Source organism: Bifidobacterium apicola (assembly GCF_042846865.1).
GTDB lineage: Bacteria > Actinomycetota > Actinomycetes > Actinomycetales > Bifidobacteriaceae > Bombiscardovia > Bombiscardovia apicola.
The window spans coordinates 1,256,403-1,275,133 of the sequence record NZ_BAAFQQ010000001.1; the positions used below are offsets into that span (position 1 = coordinate 1,256,403).

Here is an 18,731-nt window from a genome sequence, read left to right on the forward strand (position 1 = left end):
AGCGGTTGGTATGTTCTTCATGCGAATGATGCTGCGGTCATTCAGCCGCCAGTTCGGGCGAAGAATGCTCATCGCCGTCACGGTCTGCCTGTCGGCCTGCGTGGCTACGGCCATGCTGGGGGTGGTCTTTGACGTGGGCGACAAGCTCAACGCAGAGCTGTCCACTTATGGATCCAACATCACGGTCCAGGCCAAGGCTGATGCCGTGGTCTCTGACCTCTATGGCGACCAGGAGGACGGCTCCTCGGCCGACGAGTCCACGCCCACCGCCTTCCTCAAAGAGTCCCAGGTGCCCAAGATCAAGACCATCTTCTGGGCCTACAACATCACCGACTTCGCCCCGCGCCTGGACCTTCGCGGCACTGTGGACCAGGTCGGCGCCCCTCTGGTAGGCACCTGGTTCGGCCGAACCGTCAAGGTGGACAGCGGCGAGAGCAGCACCGCAGGTCTGAAAGGGCTTCGACCCTGGTGGAAGGTTCAAGGCCGCTGGCCCAAGGACGAGGCTGGGTCCGGCGGCCGGACCGAGGCCATGATGGGCAAAGAGCTGGCTGCGCGACTGGGTGGCCGTCAGGTTGGCGACCAGGTCAAGGTGGGTCTAAATGGTAAACAGCAGGCTGTCACCATTGTGGGCATCTTCGACTCTGGTGATGCTGATGCCTCTTCCCTCTACCTGCCCACCAGGGCGTTGCAGGAGATGTCCGGCCTGACCGATCAGATCGACCAGGTGGAGGTCAAGGCTCTGACCACGCCCGAGAACGATCTGGCCCGCAAGGCTGCACGAAACCCTGCTGCCCTCTCCCAGGACGAGTGGGAGACCTGGTATTGCACGGCTTATCCGTCCTCCATCGCCTACCAGATTGAGGAGGCCATACCCGGGTCCATGGCCAAGCAGGTCAGACAGGTGGCAGCCCTGCAGGGCGATGTCCTGCAGAAGACCCAGGCGGTCATGATTCTGATGACCGTGCTCAGCCTCCTAGCGGCAGCCATCGCCGTGGCCAACCTGATGGCGTCCTCCATAAGCGAGCGGTCCTCTGAGTTCGCCCTGCTCAAGGCCTTGGGCGCCACCGACGGGGCTGTGTCCCGATTGGTGTTGGCTGAAACCGCCCTGATCGCCCTGGCTGGGGCTCTGGTCGGCGCACTGCTGGGCTCAGGAGTAGCTCAGATCGTAGGCAGAGTGGTCTTCGGCTCGGGTATCACCATGAGGCCCATGGTCTTTGTGCTGGTCTTCGTGCTGCTGGCCCTGACCGTGCTGCTGGCATCCATCTCATCCATCAGATCGATTCTGCGGCTTCGGCCGGCGGAGGTGCTTCATGGCCGCTGATCGCCATAAGAGCCATATGACCAATACCCGCATGTTCCTGACCATGCTCTTTGGGGCCGTTTTCCGCCGTCGGGGCCGGGCCCTGATGGCAGTGGTGGCTTCCTTAGTGGGCGCGGCCACCCTCTTCTGCCTGGCGGCGGTCTGCATTGAGGCTCCCAGGCAGATCAACCAGGAAATGCGTTCCTACGGGGCCAATCTGGTCGTCTCGCCCATTCAGGGCGGCAATCGGTCCGTCTCCGGCATCGAACAGGGCATGGTGGACCACACCACTCATATGGTGACCGCCAAGGCCCCGGCCCGGTACGCCACCTATCGATATGAGACGGTGCAGGTCAATGCCGGCGCCCGCGTGATGGCTGGCATTCACCCTGACCAGGTGCGTCAGCTCAACCGCCACTGGAGCGTGGAGGGTTCCTGGCCGCAGCCTGGTTCAGTCATGGTGGGGCGGGATCTGGCAGATTCGCTGGGGCTGACCACCGGCAAGCAGATAACTATTGGTTACGCCGCTGGAAAGGTCACCGCCACGGGCAAGACCGGGGGGCAAGGTCGTGACTTTCGAGTGGGAGGCATCGTCGATACCGGCGGTCCCGAGGATCGCATTATCTACGCCGACTTGTCCGATCTGGAGCTCCTGACCGGGGTCAAGCGGGGTACTGATGTCATCGAATACTCGGTCAACACTATGACTTCTGGCCTAAAGGCCATTGCTGCCGGCATCAACGACATGACCTCCATGGGGGTCAAGGCCAGGCCGGTCACCAGGATCACAGCAGGCGACAGCCATACCATCGCCATGCTCCAGTCGCTCTTCTGGCTGGTTTCGGTGGTGGTGCTGGTCCTGACCTTTGTGGGCGTGGGAACCACCATGGCCTCCATCGTCTCCCAACGGCGCAGCGAGATCGGCCTGCGCAAGGCTCTGGGCGCCTCCTCGCAGGGGATAGCCATGGAGTTTTTGGCTGAGTCGGCCTGCTACGGATTGGCAGGAGGTCTGATCGGCACCGCCCTGGGCTATGGCTTTGCTCGGCTGCTCTGCCTGTCCGTCTTCCAGCGGCCGTTGGGCTTCAACTGGTGGCTGGCCCTGGGCACGGTCCTGCTGAGCGTGGCCATATCCATGATCGCATCCATCCGGCCGGTCCTCCGGGCTTCGCGTATCGACCCGGCCCTGGTTTTGAGGGAGGAATGACAATGACGCAGGCAAAGGCGAGCGAATCCCAGTCGGGCGGCGGCATGCTGCTGGACCTGGACCATGTTTCCAAGATCTACGGCGATCTGCATGCCTTGGATGATCTGAACCTGAGCGTCCCGCAAGGTCAGTGGCTGGCCGTGGTGGGGTCCTCTGGCTCAGGCAAGACCACGCTGATGAACATTCTGGGCTGCATGGACACCCCCAGCCGTGGCTCGGTCCGTTTGCAGGGGCGGCCGCTGGAGGATCTGAGCCAGTCCCAGCTGGCCGATGTGCGCAAGAACGTGATCGGCCTGGTCTTCCAGAAGTTCTATCTGGTCCCGCATCTGACCGCACTGGAGAACGTCATGGTGGCCCAGTACTACCACTCGGTGGTTGATGAGGATCAGGCCATGAAGGCTCTGGACCGGGTGGGTCTGGCGGATCGGGCCCGACACCTGCCCAGCCAGCTCTCGGGCGGCGAGCAGCAGCGGGTCTGCGTGGCCCGGGCGCTGATCAACGAACCCAAGCTGATCCTGGCTGACGAGCCCACCGGCAACCTGGACGAGGCCAATGAGCGGATTGTGCTGGACCTCTTCCGGCAATTGCATGATCAGGGGACTTCCCTGATCGTGGTCACCCATGACGCTTTAGTGGCCTCATGCGCCCAACGGGAGATCATGCTCAACCACGGTGTGCTGGCTGGCGAGCAGTGGAATGATGAGGAGGCCAGGCGCGCCTACCTTGCAGCCGGAGGTCGGCCGGCCTTCAGTGGAGCTCCTGGCGATTCCGGGGACCAGGATATTCCGGTCGGCTTCCACGACCCCACTAAAATAGCCAAGACAGGCGGGTCCCTGTCGGGCTCGGCCGCTGAATCAGAAGGAGGACGCTGAGATGGCCACAAGCAAGTCTCGGGGGTTAGTCACGGCCTCGGCAACATTGGCGACCTTGGTGGCGGTCGGCTCCCTCTTAGGCGGTTGCGGAAGCCAACAGGCCAAGCCCATGGACGACGAGTTCGCCGGATCGGGCGCCGAGTCCAGCTCTGCTCCAGGGTCGGCTGAAGGGTCCGACGGGGCGGGCGAGGGCAAGCCCACGGCCGTCTCCCGTGATGGATTGCCGACCGCTTCTGCTGATACGGGCAACTATCATGACGGCACCTACGCTCTGACGGGTAAGTACGGGCGTGACGGAGCCGACAGCATCGATGTGGATCTGGACCTGTCGGGAGGCCAGGTGAGCCGGGTCCAGGTCCAGGGGCATTCGGACTCGCCCATCTCGCGGGGCCACATGGAACGCTTCGCCAAGGCTGTGCCTGGCGTAGTCCAAGGGCGCCCGCTCAAGGACCTCAAGGTGGAAAAGGTGGCCGGGGCCAGCTGGACCTCGGACGCCTTTAACAAGGCCCTTGACCTGGCTCGGCTGGAGGCTTCGGCGGACAGATCGTCCTGAAATTCAAACCGAAAGGCTGCTATGCCCAACGTCAGGCATTCGATGCCTTAGAAGGTCGGAAGGCCGCTGAACTCTGTGATGGCGTGCTGTACGAGTAGCGGGCTATACGGGTGGCGGAAACAGAAGGGGCGAGGATTTGACTCCCCGCCCCTTTTCGGAACGTTATGATTTTATCAGTCGCGTAGCTATCGGTCGCCTCAGACCAACTACCGGTCCCACCAGGGGCGCAGCGGGTAGGTGTCCGTGCCGGTCTCAGGATCGGGCTTGATGCACTGGAACTGGTGTATCTGAATGTTGTTGAGCTCAAAGTTAAGCCGCGCGCCAGCCATGTACAGGCCCCAGAGCCGCGCCTTCGGCGCGCCCACCATAGGTTTGGCCTGGTCCCAATGCTCCTGGAGGTTTTCGGTCCAGTGCTTGAGGGTCAGTGCATAGTGCTGACGCAGGTTCTCCTGGGTGATGACCTCGAAGCCGGTGTCCTGAATGGCCAGTTCGATTTCAGCCGGGCTGGCCAGCTCGCCGTCGGGGAAGATGTAGCGGTCAATGAACCCGCCAGCCCTCTTGTGGTCATGGGAGTTGGTGCGGGTGATCTGGTGGTTGAGCAGGATGCCGCCCGGACGCAGCTTGTCCATCATCTCCTTGAAGTAGGAGGGGTACTGCTTATAGCCCACATGCTCCATCATGCCGATGGAGCAGATTCCATCAAAGCCGGACTCGGGAACGTCGCGGTAGTCCATCAGCCTGACCTCGGCCAGATCCTGCAGACCCTCCTGGCGGATCCAGTTCTGGGCCCATTCGACCTGCTCCTCGGCCAGAGTTACACCGATGACGTGAATGCCACGGCGGGCTGCCGCGATCTCCATGGAGCCCCAGCCGCAACCCACGTCCAGCAGACGGTCGCCCTTGTTCAGATGCATCTTGTCCAAGACCATGTTGAGCTTGTGCCACTGAGCGTCCTCAAGGCTGTTGTCCGCCTCCTCGAAGACGGCGCAGGTGTAGGTCATGGAGGAGCCCAGGAAGAGCCGGTAGAAGTCGTTGGACTGGTCGTAGTGGTAGCTGACGGTGGCCGCATCGCCCCGGCGTGTGTGGGGACGGATGCCTTCGGTCAGTCGCTTTGCCAGGGAAGGCCCCTCGATGGCCGGAGGCTCGGGTACGCGCACCCCGTGTGAGAACACGGATCCAGCTGCCCGGGCCAACTCCAACTTGCTGGGGTGCTTGATGAAGTGCTTGAGACCCATCAGCTCCTTGAGAACCTGGTAAGGGTTGCCTGGCAGCAGCTCGGGAGAGTCCAGATCGCCCTGCAGGTAGGCGCGGGCCAGGCCCAGGTCGTTGGGGTTCTCCGTGATGTAGTACATGGCACGGGAATTCTTGACTTCCAGATGCAGCGGCGCTTGCTCCTGCCCGAAGACCGACCCATCGAAGGCAGTCACCTGCACAGGCGCGTCAGGGGTGAGGAAGAGCCCGATCATCTCGGCTACAGTCATCTTGCTTTTGGCCATGAAGCCCCCTTGTTCGTGACCCGGACATGACTGAACATGGCGGGTCTGATAGTTGGTGAATATAGGTACTGTCTTCACCCTACCCCCGACACTGGTCCCTGTTGGCGCCATGTTCGTTGAATTATTCCGCATGGGAAACCTTGCCTGGATGCAGACTCTTTGGTAAGGCTGAACGGGGATCCCGGAGCGGATCCGAACACGGAGGCGACCAGGAAATGACCGGCAGCGGATCAGCGACGAACGGGGCGGACGATGCGTGGATTCAGGACACTCTTGCCAGATTGGGGCATTCGCGCTTTCGGACCGGCTTCTCCCTGTCGGCCAAGGATCGCGCTTACGCCCGGGCCAAGGGCAGGGATACCATCGACCGCCATGCCCATGAGATGCTGGCCAAGCGCGTGGGGCCTGCCCATCCGTTCAAGGACGGCAAACAGACCCCCTACCGAGGGCATCCGGTCTTCACGGCCCAGCATGCCACAGCAACCTGCTGCCGGGGATGCATCGAGCGATGGCATCACATTCCGCGCGGCCGGGCCCTGACCGATGCAGAGGTGGATGCCCTGGCCAGGCTGGTCATGGCTTGGGTCGAGCGCGACCTGGTCAGTCATCCGGCCCGTCCGGCCTGACAGCGCACGCTACTTCTTGTTCTTGCTGCCTGCGCGGGAAAGGCCCAGAAGCTTGCGTGTCTCGGCAACCAGCTTTTTCGGTGTCTTGCGCACGCCGCTCTCTTCGGCATCCTTGATGATGGTCTTCACGTCCAAGTCGGGGTTGCGGTCCTGTGTGGCCACCAGATCGCGTGCCTCCTGCCGGTTGAGCACAGTGGGCAGGGTGCCGGGCATGGGGCGCCGCGCGGTCTCCGCTAGGAAGAGCACAGTGACCAGTCCACAGGTTGAGGTGAACATGATCCAGTAGGCAGGTGCCAGGGACTTGCCGGTCGCAGTCACCAGGCCCTCCATGATGACAGGCGCGGTGCCGCCGAAGACGGCCACAGCCAGGTTGTATGACAGTCCCATGCCGCCGTAACGGGAAGCGGTGGGGAAGAGGGCAGGCAGGGTGGAGGCCAGGTTGGCCACGAAGAAGATGACCGGGATGGCCAGCAGGACCAGGCCGCCGAAGACGGCGCCCGTGGTCTCATGCTCCAGCAGTCGGAAGGCCGGCAGGGACAGGCAGAGCCCGGTGAGCGCTCCCATGAACAGCACCTTCTTGCGGCCGAAGCGGTCGGAAAGGGCTCCGGTGATGGGGATGCAGCAGGCCACCATGAGCAGGACCGGCAGGGAGAGCAGGTTGGCCTGGGCCGTGTTGTAGTGCAGGGTGCCCGACAGATAGGTGGGCATGTAGGCGGTCAGTGTGTAGCTCAGAGTATTGGCCGCAGCCACCAGGATGAAGGCCATGAGCAGCTCCCGCCAATAGCCTCGGATCAGGTCCAGCAGGCTCTTGTGCTGGCTCTTGGTCTTCTCATCGCTGGCATCCTGAGCTTGACGGAAGGCAGGAGTGTCCTGGACCTTGGCCCGGAAGTAGACTGCGATGGCAGCCAGTGGCAGGGCGATGATGAAGGGGATACGCCAGCCCCAGGCCAGCATGGCCTGCGGGGAGATGGAGAACTCCAGCAAGGAGACCAATGCAGCTCCGAAGGCGTAGCCCAGGTAGGATCCCACGTCCAGCAGGGAGGCGAAGAAGCCGCGATGTCGATCCGGCGAGTATTCGGTGACCATAGTCGAGGCGCCCGCGTACTCGCCGCCTGTGGAGAAGCCTTGGATCAGCTTGAGCAGGATGAGCAGGATTGGTGCCAGGGGGCCGACGGCCGCATAGCTGGGCAGGAGGCCGATCAGCAGGGTGGCTGCCGACATGCTCAGCAGGGTGAAGGCCAGAATGCGCTGGCGGCCGATCTTGTCGCCCAGTTGGCCCAGGACCACGCCGCCCAGCGGCCGGGCGACGAAGGTGACCGCGAAGACGCCCAGAGAGAAGAGCCGCTGTACGGCATCGGATGCGTCGGACAGGAAGACGTGGCCAATGGTTACCGCCAAGTAGCCATAGACCCCCACGTCATACCATTCCATGAAGTTGCCGACCACGGTGCCGGCGATGGCCCGCTTGAGCGTGGACCTGTCCACTACGTTGATGTCGGTCAGATGCAGGCGCTCGCTCCAACCCCGGTGCGGTTTGGGGTTCTGCTTGCGGGCCTTGCGCTTGGCTGCGGCCTGTTGCTTCTTGATCTGCTTGGCTGACTGCCTGTCGCGTCGATTCTGCTCATGTTGGCCGCTGTCCGCGGTCGAATTTGTCTCGTCTTCTGCCATGGTTCCTTCTCCGGCCAACAGGCCGTTGTTCAGCTTTTTCGTCTTGGTAGTTTCCTTATAGACCTCTTCCTTTTTGTGGTTTTCACAAAAATGTCATAAATACACAGCCTACCACGCCCCATGATGAAGGCTGCGGCGGGCTCTGCTCCGACCCTCCGCAGCCCGTTTGACTAAATTTGATCAGGCCTTGAGGAATCCAGGGTCCCGGTAGTCGGGATCAGGATACTGGTAGAAGCCCTGACCGGTCTCTTCGCCCAGCTTGCCCTGGTCGATCATGGCCTTGAGCTTGTCCAGGAGGGGCTTGGCTTGAGGATTGTCGCCCTGGCGCTGGCAGAGGATGTTGTAGGCGGTCCGAAGGCCGACCATGTCGTAGAAGCCGAAGGGTCCCTTGGGTGCGCCGGTGGCGATCATCCAGGTCTTGTCTACAGTCTGGGGATCGGCTACGTCGTGCGCCCAGAGCATGCCGGCGGCGCCCATGAGCGGCATCAGCAAGGTATTGAGCACGTATCCGGGCTGTTCCTTGTGCAACTGGATGGGGACCATGCCGATCTGCCGGGCAAAGGAAACGATTCGGTTGTAGATGTCCGGATCCGTTTGATCGGTTCCCATGATTTCAGCGGTGTTCATCAGCCAGATCTGGTTGGCGAAGTGCAAGTTCAGGAACTTGTCCGGCCTGCCTGTGTCGGCTGCAAAGGTGCTGGGCACGTAGGTCGAGGAGTTGCTGGCGAAGATGGTGTCCTGGGGCGCCAGTTTGGCCAGGCTCTGATAGAAGTCGTGCTTGATGGAGGGTTTCTCGGGAATTGCCTCGATGACCAGATCCGCATTCTTTGCGGCTTCGCCCAGGTCGGTGGTGAAGCTCATTCGACCTAGCCCGGCGTCGAACTGTTCGTCTGTTGCTTGTATGTCGCGCTTATAGGCAGTGCGAAGCGCCTCGACCCGCTCTTTGGCTGCTGCTACGGCTTCGTTTCCGATGTCGTAGACCGTGACATTTTTGCCCTTGAATGCACATTGATAGGCAATCTGACTGCCCAAAACACCGCCACCGGCGACGGTGACCTGTTCGATATCTGTCATGAATGACCTCTTTCATTGTGTCGGCACCCTTCCTTGGGTGTCTGATTCCATGCTAGTAAAGAGGCGCAGCCTGTTCTTTGCGAGAGTTGGGGGTTGATGAGCGGCTTGACGAGTGGATTCGATTGAAATTCGCATTGAAAACGGACCCGCCCGTTGCGGGGAGGCGCATTGCGCTCTGGTCCCCTGGAACGGGCGGGCCCTGTTTGGCGGAAACGGTTCTCTCAGGCCTTCAGGAAGTCAGGCTTGGCGAAGGCGGGATCAGGATAGGCATAGAACCCTTCTCCCGAATCCTTGCCGGTCTTGCCCTCGTCCATCATCTTCTGGATCTTGTCCAGGAAGGGCTTGAAGTCGGGGTTGTCTCCCTGCTGTTCCTTGGTGATGTTGAAGGCGGTCCGCAGTCCCACAACGTCAAAGATGGCAAAGGGGCCCATAGGTGCGCCTGTTGCGATCATCCAGGTCTTGTCCACGGTCTCCGGGTCCGCGATGCCCTGACCCCAAAGGTAGGAGGCGGCGGTGAGCAGAGGGATGAGGAGGGTGTTCAGAACGTATCCGGGCTGCTCCTTCTTCAGGACGATGGGAACCATGCCGATCTCCTTGGCATAGTCCACGATTTCGTTGAAGACCTTGGGGTCGGTCTGATCGGTCCCCATGATCTCAGCCGTGTTGTACAGCCAGACCTGGTTGGCGAAGTGCATGTTCAGGAACTTGTCCGGCCTGCCTGTGTCGGCTGCGAAGGCGCTGGGCACGTAGGTGGAGGAGTTGCTGGTGAAGATGGTGTCCTTGGGAGCCAGCTTAGCCAGATTCCGATAAAGGTCGTGCTTGATTGAGGGCTTCTCAGGGACTGCTTCGATGACAAGGTCAGCATCTTTTACGGCCTTGGCCATGTCTGCGGTATAGGACATGTTGTTCAGGCCGGCGTCGAACTGCTCATCAGTGGCTTTGATGTCGTGCTTGTAGGAATCGCGCAGGTTCTTGACGCGCTCCTCGGCGGCCGCAACGGCCTCGTCGTTGATGTCGTAAATCGTTACCTTCTTGCCCTTGAAGGCCGATTGATAGGCGATCTGACTGCCCAGTACCCCGCCACCGGCAACAGTCACTTTGGTGATGTTGGTCATACAACCTCTTTTCGCTGCAATGCATCCATCCTCGGACACTTTTTCCATAATACCGGCAATAACTGGGACTTGTCTGGATGTTCCTGGATTGTCGGAAGGCTGGAATAACGCGCGAAATCAAGGACTATTCGGCAGATCAAGCGGATGCGTGAAACACTAAGAATTGTGTCGCTTTGCTCACACGAGTATTGCAGCGGCAGCTGCCGGCGGGGTTGCTATGCGAGCTGTCGACTGAATCTCCGGATAGCCGAGACGAAAAGAAGCCTCCGGAGGTCAGAGAATCTGGCAGAATTCGATGGTCTCCTGGTTGGGGCCGATGACGTTGAAGTAGCGGATTCCATGCTGCCAGAAGGTGGGAATGGACTGTATGGAGTCCTCTTTGATCTTCAATCCCATCTCCAGGGCATGCTCGTAAGCAGCATCGATGTCTGGTGCGTCCAGTGCCCAGTGGTTGATTGCTCCAGTGCGCATGGGTGCGGGCTCGCCCTCCCAGGTTTCGATGGTCAGATGACCCAGGCGCAGGAATGCGCACCGGTTCTCGCCGTTAGGGTAGATGCCGACCAGCTCGAATCCGAGTTTGTCGGTGTAGAAGTCGATGGTCTCGTCCAGGTCGCGGGCGATCATGCCCGAGTGCTGCAGATCTTTGGCGTAATCCGACATAGGTTTCATAATGGCCGCTCCTTTGGTGCCTTGAAGCTGTAACGCTTCCTGATGCCCACTGTAGGCGCTCCATGTATTCTCCGCACTCAGTCGATCAGACCCTCCAGTTGGCGTCGGCTGATCAGGGAGGGGATGACGCCTTCATGGGCGACACTGAAACCGGCGGCCAGATTGGCGATCCGAGCGGCTTTATCCAGGGAGCATCCGTTGCACAGGTAGGAAGCCAGAGCGCTGATGAAGGCATCGCTGGCGCCGGTGTCGTCGACCGCTCGTGTCTCATGGGCGGGGAAGTCCTTGTGCCCGTTGGCAGTGACCAGGGTGCAGCCGCGCTCGCCCAGGGTGATGATGACCTTGCCGACCCCGCCGTCAATGAACCGTTTCGCCTTATCCACTACCGATCCCGGTCCGGGTATCAGGGTGTTCAGCTCGTTGAAATTGGGAATCAGGATGTCGATCGAATCCAGGAGGTCTTCAGGCAGATGGTCGCAGGATGACGGCTTGAGGATCGTGGCGGCATGATGGCGTTTGGCTGTCCGGCAGGCTTCGGCGACGGTGTCCATGGGAATCTCCGTCTGGATCAGGCAGTAGCCGGTGTTTCGGAAAATCTGATCGCGCGCGGTGATGTCGTCTGGCGTCAGGGATTCGTTGGCGCCGGCGACCAGGGAGATCATCGACTCGCCCTTGCTGTCGACGAAAATGTAGGCTTTGCCTGTGTCCGCCCCGGTGACTCTGCGCACGCCGGTGGCATCCACACGGGCCTGCCTCATGGTTTTGTATATGTAGTCCGCAGCCGGATCGCTGCCGACATTGCCGATCAGGGAGACCTGATGCTGCAGCCTGGCCACGCCCACCGCCTGGTTGGTGGCCTTGCCCCCTGGCGTGGAAGCGAAGTTTCTGGTCGTGGTGGTCATGCCCGCCTTGGGCAGGCTGGAAGCGGTCAGGTAGGTGTCTACGTTGATGCTGCCGACCACCACGATCTTCTTGCACTGCTGGTCCGGAGGCCGTCCGACGGTCTGCTCGCCTTCCAGCGCGAAGACATGGTCGAATGCCTCGCTTTGATGGAAGTCATGTTCGATGGCGTGGATGATCCGCCGGCACAGGTAGGCGCCGAAATCGGCATTGCGCATGATGTAGGACGATATCTCCGGACTGCCCGGGTAGCGCAGGTGCACGTTGGTGTCGTTCATCAGTGAGACCAGGGAGAGATCCTGTGGGAGGCGATAGTGCATGGACTCTGCAAACTGGAGGAATTCCAGGGCATGGTGGTAGTGGGATGCCACGACTCCGGTGACATGCCGGTTCTCCAATACCTGGGTCAGGTCCTCGCCGATGGTTCCCAGGACCATGTCAGCGTGGTATTGGAGGTTGTGGTCGAACAAGCAGCGTCGATAGCCGTGCAGGAAGCTCTGGGTCCGTCTGCCCGGCGAGAGCAGGCAAGCGATGCTGGTGTGGCGGCGCTTGATCAGCTCTTCAGTAAGACTGTATGCAGCCTCCTCGTAGGGCATGAGCGCGGTCTTGTCGTCTCCTAGGGGGCCAATGGTGAGCTCGGGAATCCCTCCTGCCTCGATCCTGCTTTTCAAAGGCAGGCTTGCGTGGTCGACCGGCTCCCAGACCAAGCCATCCACCCGATGCTCCAGGGCGGCCAGAATATTGCGCTCCTCCTGGTCGTGATCGCCGTAGCTGTTGAAGACCAGGGTCCCGTAACCGGATTTCTGTGCCTGCTGGATGATTCCGTCCAAGGTGGAGTCCATGGAGATGGATGAGCTCAGCAGGACCCCGATTCTCCAGGTGGTGGTGTTGGGCTTGGAGGATCCGTAAGGCGTGTAGTGGTACTTCCTGACCAGTTCAAGGACCCTGTCGCGCGTGGCGGCGGTGATGCTCGCGTCCCTGTGATTCACGATCTTGGAGACCGTCGATGTGGATACGCCGGCAAGCTGGGCAATGTCCTTGATGTTCATGGGGTTCCTGTCCTCCTCATCTCTGACGCTCCGGCGAATGGCTTCGTTGGCCTGTTGGATCTAGCGAATCAAGCTTACCTGAGAGATCGTCGTCAGCGGTTTCGCATTTGACACCCCATGCAGCTGTTGATAGTCTCTGTCAATGAAAGTTGTTTACGAAAGTGGTTTCTCAAAGCGGTGATGCGGATCTGGCTGTGAGCGACGGCCATCTGCAGAAATCGACATTCAAGGACCAAAGGCGGTACGGATTATGAGCGCGCGATCGTTGTGGAGAGGAATCACTGCTCAGTTCTCGACAAAATCCTTGGTGCTGATACCCATCGCAGTGGGCACCAACCTCATCGGCGGGACCCTGAGCTCCACCCTCAAACTGCCGCTTTTTTTGGATATGATTGGCACCACGGTCATCGCCTGCCTGTCCGGCCCTTGGGTGGCTGCTTTGTGCGGGCTGCTGACCAATGTCTTCCTCGCCTTGGTGGCCAATCCGGTCTATCTGCCCTATGCGCTCTCCAGCGTTTTGTGCGGCCTGGTGATCGGCTACATGGTCAAGGCCGGGCTCTTCAAACGGATATGGGGTGTCGTCCTGGTCTGGTTGGCCTGCGCGCTGGTCAACACGGTCACTGCCTCTCTGATCACCGTGCTCGTCTACGGGGGCGCCACCGGAGTCAACGGCACTTCGGTCCTCACAGCTGCACTGGTGGTGGCTGTGAAGAACATCGTCATCTCGGTGCTCTCCTCCTCCATGCTGGAGAATCTGATCGACAAGGGCATCACCGTCCTGATCGCTTATGTGATCGTGCGTCGAATCCCCAAGCGCTTCCTGAGCCAGTACGCCTTGGACGGCAGCGAGGACCAGTCCGATCTGGATGATTTGGATGACCTGGATGAGGATGAGGACGAGGATGAACGCGAAGCGGCTGGAGCGTCCAGTCAGGAGAGCTCAGCGTGGCCGATGAAGGTCGACGGTGCTGCAGAGTCTGATCGAGGCACATCGACAGGCGATCCAGCGGACTCGGACTGTGAACGTACCCAAAGGTCTGAACGCTGATGCCTGGTCCTGCATCGAACGGGATTCCTGATTCTCCGCTGGTTCGCATGCATCCCATGGCCAAGATCGCCGGGGTGTTCTCCTTGGGTCTTGCGACTTTGGTTTGGCCGGACTTTACCCTGGGTCTGGGAATCATCGTCATGCTCTTCGTAGCCGCGGCCCTGGCCCGGGTGCTCCGGCCTTTCTCTGGCATCATGCTCGGGTTCGGCATTCCCGTCACGCTCATGCTGCTGTTTATTCAGGGATGTTACAGCCCGAGGAACACCAAGGTCATTCTTGATCTGGGATTTGCTGAGCTGGGCCTTGAAGGCAGCCTCTACGCGGCCAAAATCGTAGTGACCCTTTTGGTTTTCCTGGGGTCTTTCTACCTGACCAATAAAACTACCTACATGGGTCGTCTGGTTGCGGCTTTGACGCAGATAGGCGTGCCATCGAAGATCGGCTACCTGATCCTGGCCAGTCTGAATGTAGTCCCCCAGATGCAGCGCAGGATTGCGATCATCGAGCAGTCTCAGCATGCACGTGGTCTGGAGACCGGCGGCGGCTTGATTTCCCGGGCGCGGGCCTTCCTGCCCCTGCTCGGACCGGTGGTTCTTTCCTCCCTGACGGATTCGCAGGAGCGCGGGATGACCCTGGAGACCCGGGGATTCGGCATCCGCGGGGTGCGGCAGACCAGCTACCTTGAGGTGGTTTGGCGGCGCAGCGACACCGTGATGACCGTCCTGTTCACTGTTTTTCTGGTGCTGGCTCTGGTGCTCGGCTGCCTCACGCGCGCCGGCCTGATCACCGTGGGCATTCAATGGGGAGGTCGGGCATGACCGAGGTCATACGAGTGGATGAGTTTTCCTTCAGATACCGTGACGCTGATCGAACCACATTGAAGCGGGTGAGCTTCAGCGTCGAGCAGGGCAGCTTCTTCTGCATCGTCGGGGCCAATGGGTCGGGCAAATCGACCCTGTGCAACGCCCTGGTCGGTCTGATCCCGCACTATTTCGTGGGCAAATCCAAGGGATGCGTTCGGATCACGGACATCGACGTAGCCGCTTCGAGCATTGCCGATCTGTCAAAACATGTGGGTCTGGTCTTTCAGAACCCCTTCAATCAGCTCTCCTATACGGCTGGGACCGTGGCCGAGGAACTGGCCTTCGGGCTGGGCAACCATGGGGTTCCACGTGAAACCATGCATGCCAAGGTGGCTCGGGTGGCTGCCCTTATGCATATCGAGGATCTGCTCGGCAAGAACCCTCTGGAGCTTTCCGGCGGCCAGGTGCAGCGGGTGGCCCTGGGCTCGACCTTGATCATGGAGCCGGACATCCTGGTTCTGGACGAATGCACGGCCCAGCTGGATCCGCTAGGCAGCGAAGAGATCTTCGACATTGTCAAGCGGCTCAACCAGGAGGGCATCACCGTAGTCATGGTCGATCACGATATGGAGCGGGTCGCTCGATGCGCTGACCAGGTCATGGTCCTGGGGGCAGGCCGGGTTCGCTCCATAGGCACTCCCAAGGAGGTCTTCACCGATCCTGAGACGGTGAAGTGGGGAATTGACATACCGGATTACGTCAAACTCGGCAGGGGTTTGCAGGCCGCTGGATTCGACCTGCCGGATCTGCCCGTACGCGAGGACCAGGCGGTGCGCATGATTCGGGAGGCGCTGCGATGAAGATCGACCTGGAACATCTGGAGTACGTCTACCCGCATGGCCATCGTGCCCTGGACGGGGTGAATCTGACCCTCGAAGGTGATCAGCCTGTAGCGCTGATCGGTCAGAACGGCGCTGGCAAGACCACCCTGGCCAAGCATCTGAACGGCATCCTTAGACCAACCAGTGGTCGCATCTTGATTGACGGCGTCGATCTGGCTACGGCAAACACGGCCCAGTGGGCCCGCAAAGTGGGGTACGTTTTTCAGAATCCCGACGATCAGCTCTTTCTGGACAGCATCCGCAAGGAATTCGAGTTCGGTCCCCGGCAGCTTGGGGTCGATCAGGATCTGATAGAGCGCCGCATGGAGCAGGTGGCGCAGTTAGTGGGTCTGGCGGACCGGCTGGACGATCATCCGTTCGATCTGAGCCCCACCGAGAAGAAATTCTGCGCCATCGGCTCCGTCCTCATGATGGACACGGGTGCCGTGGTCTTCGACGAACCCACATGCGGCCAGGACAAGGCCGGCAATGATCGGCTGGCTGCCATCATCGCCCGTCTGCGGGACCAAGGCAGACTCTGCATCACCATTTCCCACGATATGAAGTTTGTCACCCGCAACTTCCCCAGGGTTGTGCTCATGCAGCATGGCCGGGTCCTGCTGGATGGCAGTCGTGAGGAGGTCTTCGCCCGGGTGGGTGTGCTCAAGCAGGCCTATGTGACGCCTCCGCCCATCACCCGGGTGGCCCGGCAGGTGGGCTTGGACGGCCCGGTCTTCACCGTCGCTGCCTTTGTCGATGCAGCCCGCCGGGCCAAAGCGGGGGCTGGAATTTGAGTTTGGATACGACAAGAGCAAAAGGAGTGAAGCAATGACCAGACCACTGATCATCGACACGGACCCCGGCATCGATGATGCTGCGGCCATTACGATGCTGGTCGACGAACCCAGCTTCGACATCAGGCTGATAGCTTCGGTGTCCGGCAATGTGGGCATCGGCCACACCACCAACAATGCGCTGAAGCTGCTGACTTTCCTGGGCAGGCGCATCCCCGTGGCCCGTGGCGCGGCGGCCCCGCTCATGCGCGACAACAGGTTCGCCACCGAAGCCCACGGCAAGTCGGGGATGGGGTCATTCGTCTTTCCTGAGCCGGACCCCAGCCTGCTGACCGAGAACAACGCGGTCCTGGAGGAGCGGCGGGTGCTGCTGGAGAGCGATGAGCCAGTCACCATCCTGACCCTGGGCCCTCTGACCAACATCGCCCTGCTGCTGGCCACCTTCCCGGAGGTCAAGGACCACATCGACCGGATCGTCATGATGGGAGGCTCCACAGGACGCGGCAATATCGGGGTCTATGGCGAGTTCAACATCTCCGTCGACCCAGAGGCCGCCAGGATGGTCTTCCGCAGCGGGCTGCCTGTGACCATGGTCGGCCTGGACATCGGTCGCAAGGCCCATCTGGTCGCCGGAGACCTGGACGATCTGGACGCAGCCGGTGAAGTGGGCGGCATGGTCGCCTCCCTTTTCCGGTCCTATGACGGTGGGCACATCGAGGAGGGGATCAAGATGTATGACCCCTCCGCCGCCATGGTGCTGATTCAGCCAGACCTGTTCACCATGCGCGAGGCCTTTGTGGATGTCGAGATCTCCAGCCCGCTCACCCTGGGCGCCACGGTGGTCGATTATGACGGCATCCTTGGCGGCAAGGCCAACGCCAGCGTCTGCGTGGATGTGGACGTGGACAGGTTCCGTTCCTGCTTCGTTGACAAGGTCGGCAAGGTCCGCCGTCAGTAACTTCCCCATTGAGAAGAACCGAAAGGAAATTAAAGAAAAAATGAGTGAGTCAACTGTCTCCGAGGAGCAGAGGAACGGCATACCCGTTCCCGAGGAGGGGACTGCGGAGTTCGCGAAAATGAACAAGATGGCCCGCGTAGCCATCCCGGTGGTTCTGATTATCTTCACCCTGGGCGTGCTCCAGCAGCAGGCCTTCGGCATGATCTACGTGAACATCGGCAAGCAGCTCAACCAGGCCAATCTGGCTCCGCTGATCACCTCGCTGCCCGGCATCATCCTGGGAATCGTCTGCGTCATCTACGGCTCCTTGGGCGATTTTGTCTCCCTGAAGAAGATGATGATCCTGGGCACGGTCGTCTTCGTGCTGGGGTCGATTCTGGGGTGCTTCGGTACCTTCAGCATATGGATCGTCATCGCTGCCCGCGTGGTGCAGTCGGCCGGCTGGCAGGTTTCAGGGTCCATCTTCCTGGTTCTGGTCTCCAAGTATGTGGAGAAGAAGAAGCGTGTGCTCTGGTACGGCGTCTTCGTCGCGGTCTTCCGCTTCGCCGCTGCCCTAGGAGTCTTCCTGGCTGGCTATATGACTCTGCTTGACTGGCGCTGGCTCTTCGGAGTAGGTATTGTGGCCGTCTTCTTCATTCCCGTCCTGGCCAAGAACCTGCCCGACCAGCATGCGGCTGGCGTCAAGATCGACGGTATCGGCTTCACGCTGATCGGACTGTTCGCTGCTTCGGTGACCATGTTCTTCACCGATATCAACTGGGGTTGGGGCATTGCCTGCATCGTGACCCTGGTGGCCTTCCTGGTCTATGTCAACAAGGCCAGCAATCCCTTCATCACTCCGAAGATGCTGACCAACCCGGCCTTCGCCATGACCATGACCGTCATCTTCGTCGGCTACTTCTTCAGCTACACCCTGAACGCGGGCGTCAACGCCATTGGTCTGAACGTGTACGGCATCGACTCCTCCAAGGTCTCCAACCTGCTGGTCTGGTCCATCATCCTGGCTGGCATCATGGGATTCGCTGCCGGGCCGATCATTCAGAAGATCGGGCGCAAGGCTTCGGTCATCCTGGCTCTGGCCTGCATGGGCGGCGGCCTGATCGCCATCGCCTTCCTGATCCCCGCCGGCAAGATCTGGGCCCTGGCTGTGGCGCCCTGCATCTACTACTTCGGCACCTCCTTCTTCTACCAGCCCATCGTTGACACCGCGACCCTGACCGTGGCACCTGAGGAGTCCGGCCGTGTGCTCGGCTTCAACGATCTGCTCCAGGCCATCACCGGCTCCATCGGTGTCGCCCTCTTCGGCCAGCTCATGGCCAACGGATCCATGGGTTCGGGCAGCCTGGCCGGCACTGCGCAGGGCCTGGCTTCGACCTACGCCAATGTCTTCATGATCGGCGGCGTGATCATCCTGCTGGGCTTGGTTCTCTTCATCTGCTCCATGAAGATGATCTACAGCCACTCCCGCGTGGCTGAGGACGAGGACTGATCTTCCGAGCTGCTAATTGAGGGAACCGGGTCTGGGAATTTGCCCCTAGGCCCGGTTCTTGTCCATAAGGGTGTGGACAGAATTCTGCTGGGCATGATGGGCATAACTTCCGCAGCGCCGTTGGTGGATGAACAGTCTTCAGTCTAAAGATGTCCGAATTATGGATGCCGGTTGGGCGGCTGCATCCTGGTGCTCTAGCATCGTGGCCATGGAGAAAACGACACCATTGCAG

At 60.6% G+C, this 18,731-nt stretch carries 16 protein-coding genes and 1 pseudogene; 11 read left to right on the forward strand and 6 right to left on the reverse strand.

Annotated features, from left to right (window positions below):
* The first annotated feature begins 10 nt into the window (after nt 1-10).
* The 4 genes from ACGG9J_RS05095 to ACGG9J_RS05110 are packed head-to-tail and all read left to right on the forward strand — an operon-like array spanning nt 11 to nt 3,929.
* Nucleotides 11-1,321 carry an ABC transporter permease gene (locus tag ACGG9J_RS05095; protein ID WP_390134214.1) on the forward strand — a complete coding sequence of 437 codons (1,311 nt, stop codon included), beginning with the start codon at nt 11-13 and terminating at the stop codon, nt 1,319-1,321.
* Between the two features lie 16 nt (nt 1,322-1,337).
* Nucleotides 1,338-2,504: an ABC transporter permease gene (locus ACGG9J_RS05100; RefSeq protein WP_390135319.1), complete on the forward strand. Its 1,167-nt coding sequence runs from the start codon at nt 1,338-1,340 to the stop codon at nt 2,502-2,504.
* A 44-nt stretch (nt 2,505-2,548) separates the two neighbouring features.
* The gene (locus tag ACGG9J_RS05105) at nt 2,549-3,376 is read left to right on the forward strand and encodes an ABC transporter ATP-binding protein (protein ID WP_390135320.1); all 828 of its coding nucleotides are present in this window, start codon (nt 2,549-2,551) and stop codon (nt 3,374-3,376) included.
* 1 nt (nt 3,377) lies between these two features.
* The gene (locus ACGG9J_RS05110; RefSeq protein WP_390134216.1) at nt 3,378-3,929 is read left to right on the forward strand and encodes an FMN-binding protein; all 552 of its coding nucleotides are present in this window, start codon (nt 3,378-3,380) and stop codon (nt 3,927-3,929) included.
* A 206-nt stretch (nt 3,930-4,135) separates the two neighbouring features.
* Here the strand turns inward: ACGG9J_RS05110 and ACGG9J_RS05115 are convergent, their stop codons facing one another.
* A complete protein-coding gene (locus ACGG9J_RS05115; protein WP_390134218.1) occupies nt 4,136-5,425 on the reverse strand; it encodes a class I SAM-dependent methyltransferase in 1,290 nt (429 codons plus the stop codon).
* Between the two features lie 215 nt (nt 5,426-5,640).
* On the opposite strand from ACGG9J_RS05115, the gene ACGG9J_RS05120 reads away from it, so the two are divergent.
* On the forward strand, nt 5,641-6,051 hold the full coding sequence (locus ACGG9J_RS05120) for a DUF4186 domain-containing protein (protein ID WP_390134220.1): 411 nt from the start codon (nt 5,641-5,643) through the stop codon (nt 6,049-6,051).
* Between the two features lie 9 nt (nt 6,052-6,060).
* Here ACGG9J_RS05120 and ACGG9J_RS05125 read toward each other — a convergent pair whose 3' ends face one another.
* The 5 genes from ACGG9J_RS05125 to ACGG9J_RS05145 form a co-directional block, all read right to left on the reverse strand.
* A complete protein-coding gene (locus ACGG9J_RS05125) occupies nt 6,061-7,719 on the reverse strand; it encodes an MFS transporter (protein WP_390134222.1) in 1,659 nt (552 codons plus the stop codon).
* A gap of 180 nt (nt 7,720-7,899) precedes the next feature.
* Complete coding sequence (locus ACGG9J_RS05130; protein WP_390134224.1) at nt 7,900-8,793, reverse strand: 3-hydroxyacyl-CoA dehydrogenase; 894 nt, start codon at nt 8,791-8,793, stop codon at nt 7,900-7,902.
* Nucleotides 8,794-9,014: 221 nt separating this feature from the next.
* On the reverse strand, nt 9,015-9,908 hold the full coding sequence (locus tag ACGG9J_RS05135; protein WP_390134227.1) for a 3-hydroxyacyl-CoA dehydrogenase: 894 nt from the start codon (nt 9,906-9,908) through the stop codon (nt 9,015-9,017).
* A 273-nt stretch (nt 9,909-10,181) separates the two neighbouring features.
* Nucleotides 10,182-10,577, reverse strand: coding sequence for a VOC family protein (locus ACGG9J_RS05140; RefSeq protein WP_390134229.1), 396 nt, complete (start codon nt 10,575-10,577; stop codon nt 10,182-10,184).
* A gap of 77 nt (nt 10,578-10,654) precedes the next feature.
* Nucleotides 10,655-12,526, reverse strand: a complete 1,872-nt coding sequence (locus tag ACGG9J_RS05145; protein WP_390134231.1) for a PfkB family carbohydrate kinase — start codon at nt 12,524-12,526, stop codon at nt 10,655-10,657.
* Between the two features lie 250 nt (nt 12,527-12,776).
* Between ACGG9J_RS05145 and ACGG9J_RS05150 the strand changes: the two are divergent.
* From ACGG9J_RS05150 to ACGG9J_RS05175, 6 genes and pseudogenes are all read left to right on the forward strand, one after another.
* A pseudogene (locus ACGG9J_RS05150) lies at nt 12,777-13,427 on the forward strand (ECF transporter S component); the annotation flags it as partial.
* A 146-nt stretch (nt 13,428-13,573) separates the two neighbouring features.
* Nucleotides 13,574-14,392, forward strand: coding sequence for an energy-coupling factor transporter transmembrane component T (locus ACGG9J_RS05155; RefSeq protein WP_390134233.1), 819 nt, complete (start codon nt 13,574-13,576; stop codon nt 14,390-14,392).
* Nucleotides 14,389-15,237, forward strand: a complete 849-nt coding sequence (locus tag ACGG9J_RS05160) for an energy-coupling factor ABC transporter ATP-binding protein (protein ID WP_390134235.1) — start codon at nt 14,389-14,391, stop codon at nt 15,235-15,237. The genes ACGG9J_RS05155 and ACGG9J_RS05160 overlap by 4 nt, the downstream gene beginning before the upstream one ends.
* Nucleotides 15,234-16,052 carry an energy-coupling factor ABC transporter ATP-binding protein gene (locus ACGG9J_RS05165; protein ID WP_390134237.1) on the forward strand — a complete coding sequence of 273 codons (819 nt, stop codon included), beginning with the start codon at nt 15,234-15,236 and terminating at the stop codon, nt 16,050-16,052. Before ACGG9J_RS05160 ends, ACGG9J_RS05165 begins: the two co-directional genes overlap by 4 nt.
* A gap of 34 nt (nt 16,053-16,086) precedes the next feature.
* Nucleotides 16,087-17,010: a nucleoside hydrolase gene (locus ACGG9J_RS05170; RefSeq protein ID WP_390134239.1), complete on the forward strand. Its 924-nt coding sequence runs from the start codon at nt 16,087-16,089 to the stop codon at nt 17,008-17,010.
* 40 nt (nt 17,011-17,050) lie between these two features.
* Nucleotides 17,051-18,499, forward strand: coding sequence for an MFS transporter (locus ACGG9J_RS05175; RefSeq protein ID WP_390134241.1), 1,449 nt, complete (start codon nt 17,051-17,053; stop codon nt 18,497-18,499).
* Nucleotides 18,500-18,731: the final 232 nt, after the last annotated feature.

Bases quoted from the DNA above. Each gene is read 5' to 3' on its own strand.
- ACGG9J_RS05095 (WP_390134214.1), top strand. From the start codon at position 11: ATGTTCTTCATGCGAATGATGCTGCGGTCATTCAGCCGCCAGTTCGGG.
- ACGG9J_RS05100 (WP_390135319.1), top strand. From the start codon at position 1,338: ATGACCAATACCCGCATGTTCCTGACCATGCTCTTTGGGGCCGTTTTC.
- ACGG9J_RS05105 (WP_390135320.1), top strand. From the start codon at position 2,549: ATGCTGCTGGACCTGGACCATGTTTCCAAGATCTACGGCGATCTGCAT.
- ACGG9J_RS05110 (WP_390134216.1), top strand. From the start codon at position 3,378: ATGGCCACAAGCAAGTCTCGGGGGTTAGTCACGGCCTCGGCAACATTG.
- ACGG9J_RS05115 (WP_390134218.1), bottom strand. From the start codon at position 5,425: ATGGCCAAAAGCAAGATGACTGTAGCCGAGATGATCGGGCTCTTCCTC.
- ACGG9J_RS05120 (WP_390134220.1), top strand. From the start codon at position 5,641: ATGACCGGCAGCGGATCAGCGACGAACGGGGCGGACGATGCGTGGATT.
- ACGG9J_RS05125 (WP_390134222.1), bottom strand. From the start codon at position 7,719: ATGGCAGAAGACGAGACAAATTCGACCGCGGACAGCGGCCAACATGAG.
- ACGG9J_RS05130 (WP_390134224.1), bottom strand. From the start codon at position 8,793: ATGACAGATATCGAACAGGTCACCGTCGCCGGTGGCGGTGTTTTGGGC.
- ACGG9J_RS05135 (WP_390134227.1), bottom strand. From the start codon at position 9,908: ATGACCAACATCACCAAAGTGACTGTTGCCGGTGGCGGGGTACTGGGC.
- ACGG9J_RS05140 (WP_390134229.1), bottom strand. From the start codon at position 10,577: ATGAAACCTATGTCGGATTACGCCAAAGATCTGCAGCACTCGGGCATG.
- ACGG9J_RS05145 (WP_390134231.1), bottom strand. From the start codon at position 12,526: ATGAACATCAAGGACATTGCCCAGCTTGCCGGCGTATCCACATCGACG.
- ACGG9J_RS05155 (WP_390134233.1), top strand. From the start codon at position 13,574: ATGCCTGGTCCTGCATCGAACGGGATTCCTGATTCTCCGCTGGTTCGC.
- ACGG9J_RS05160 (WP_390134235.1), top strand. From the start codon at position 14,389: ATGACCGAGGTCATACGAGTGGATGAGTTTTCCTTCAGATACCGTGAC.
- ACGG9J_RS05165 (WP_390134237.1), top strand. From the start codon at position 15,234: ATGAAGATCGACCTGGAACATCTGGAGTACGTCTACCCGCATGGCCAT.
- ACGG9J_RS05170 (WP_390134239.1), top strand. From the start codon at position 16,087: ATGACCAGACCACTGATCATCGACACGGACCCCGGCATCGATGATGCT.
- ACGG9J_RS05175 (WP_390134241.1), top strand. From the start codon at position 17,051: ATGAGTGAGTCAACTGTCTCCGAGGAGCAGAGGAACGGCATACCCGTT.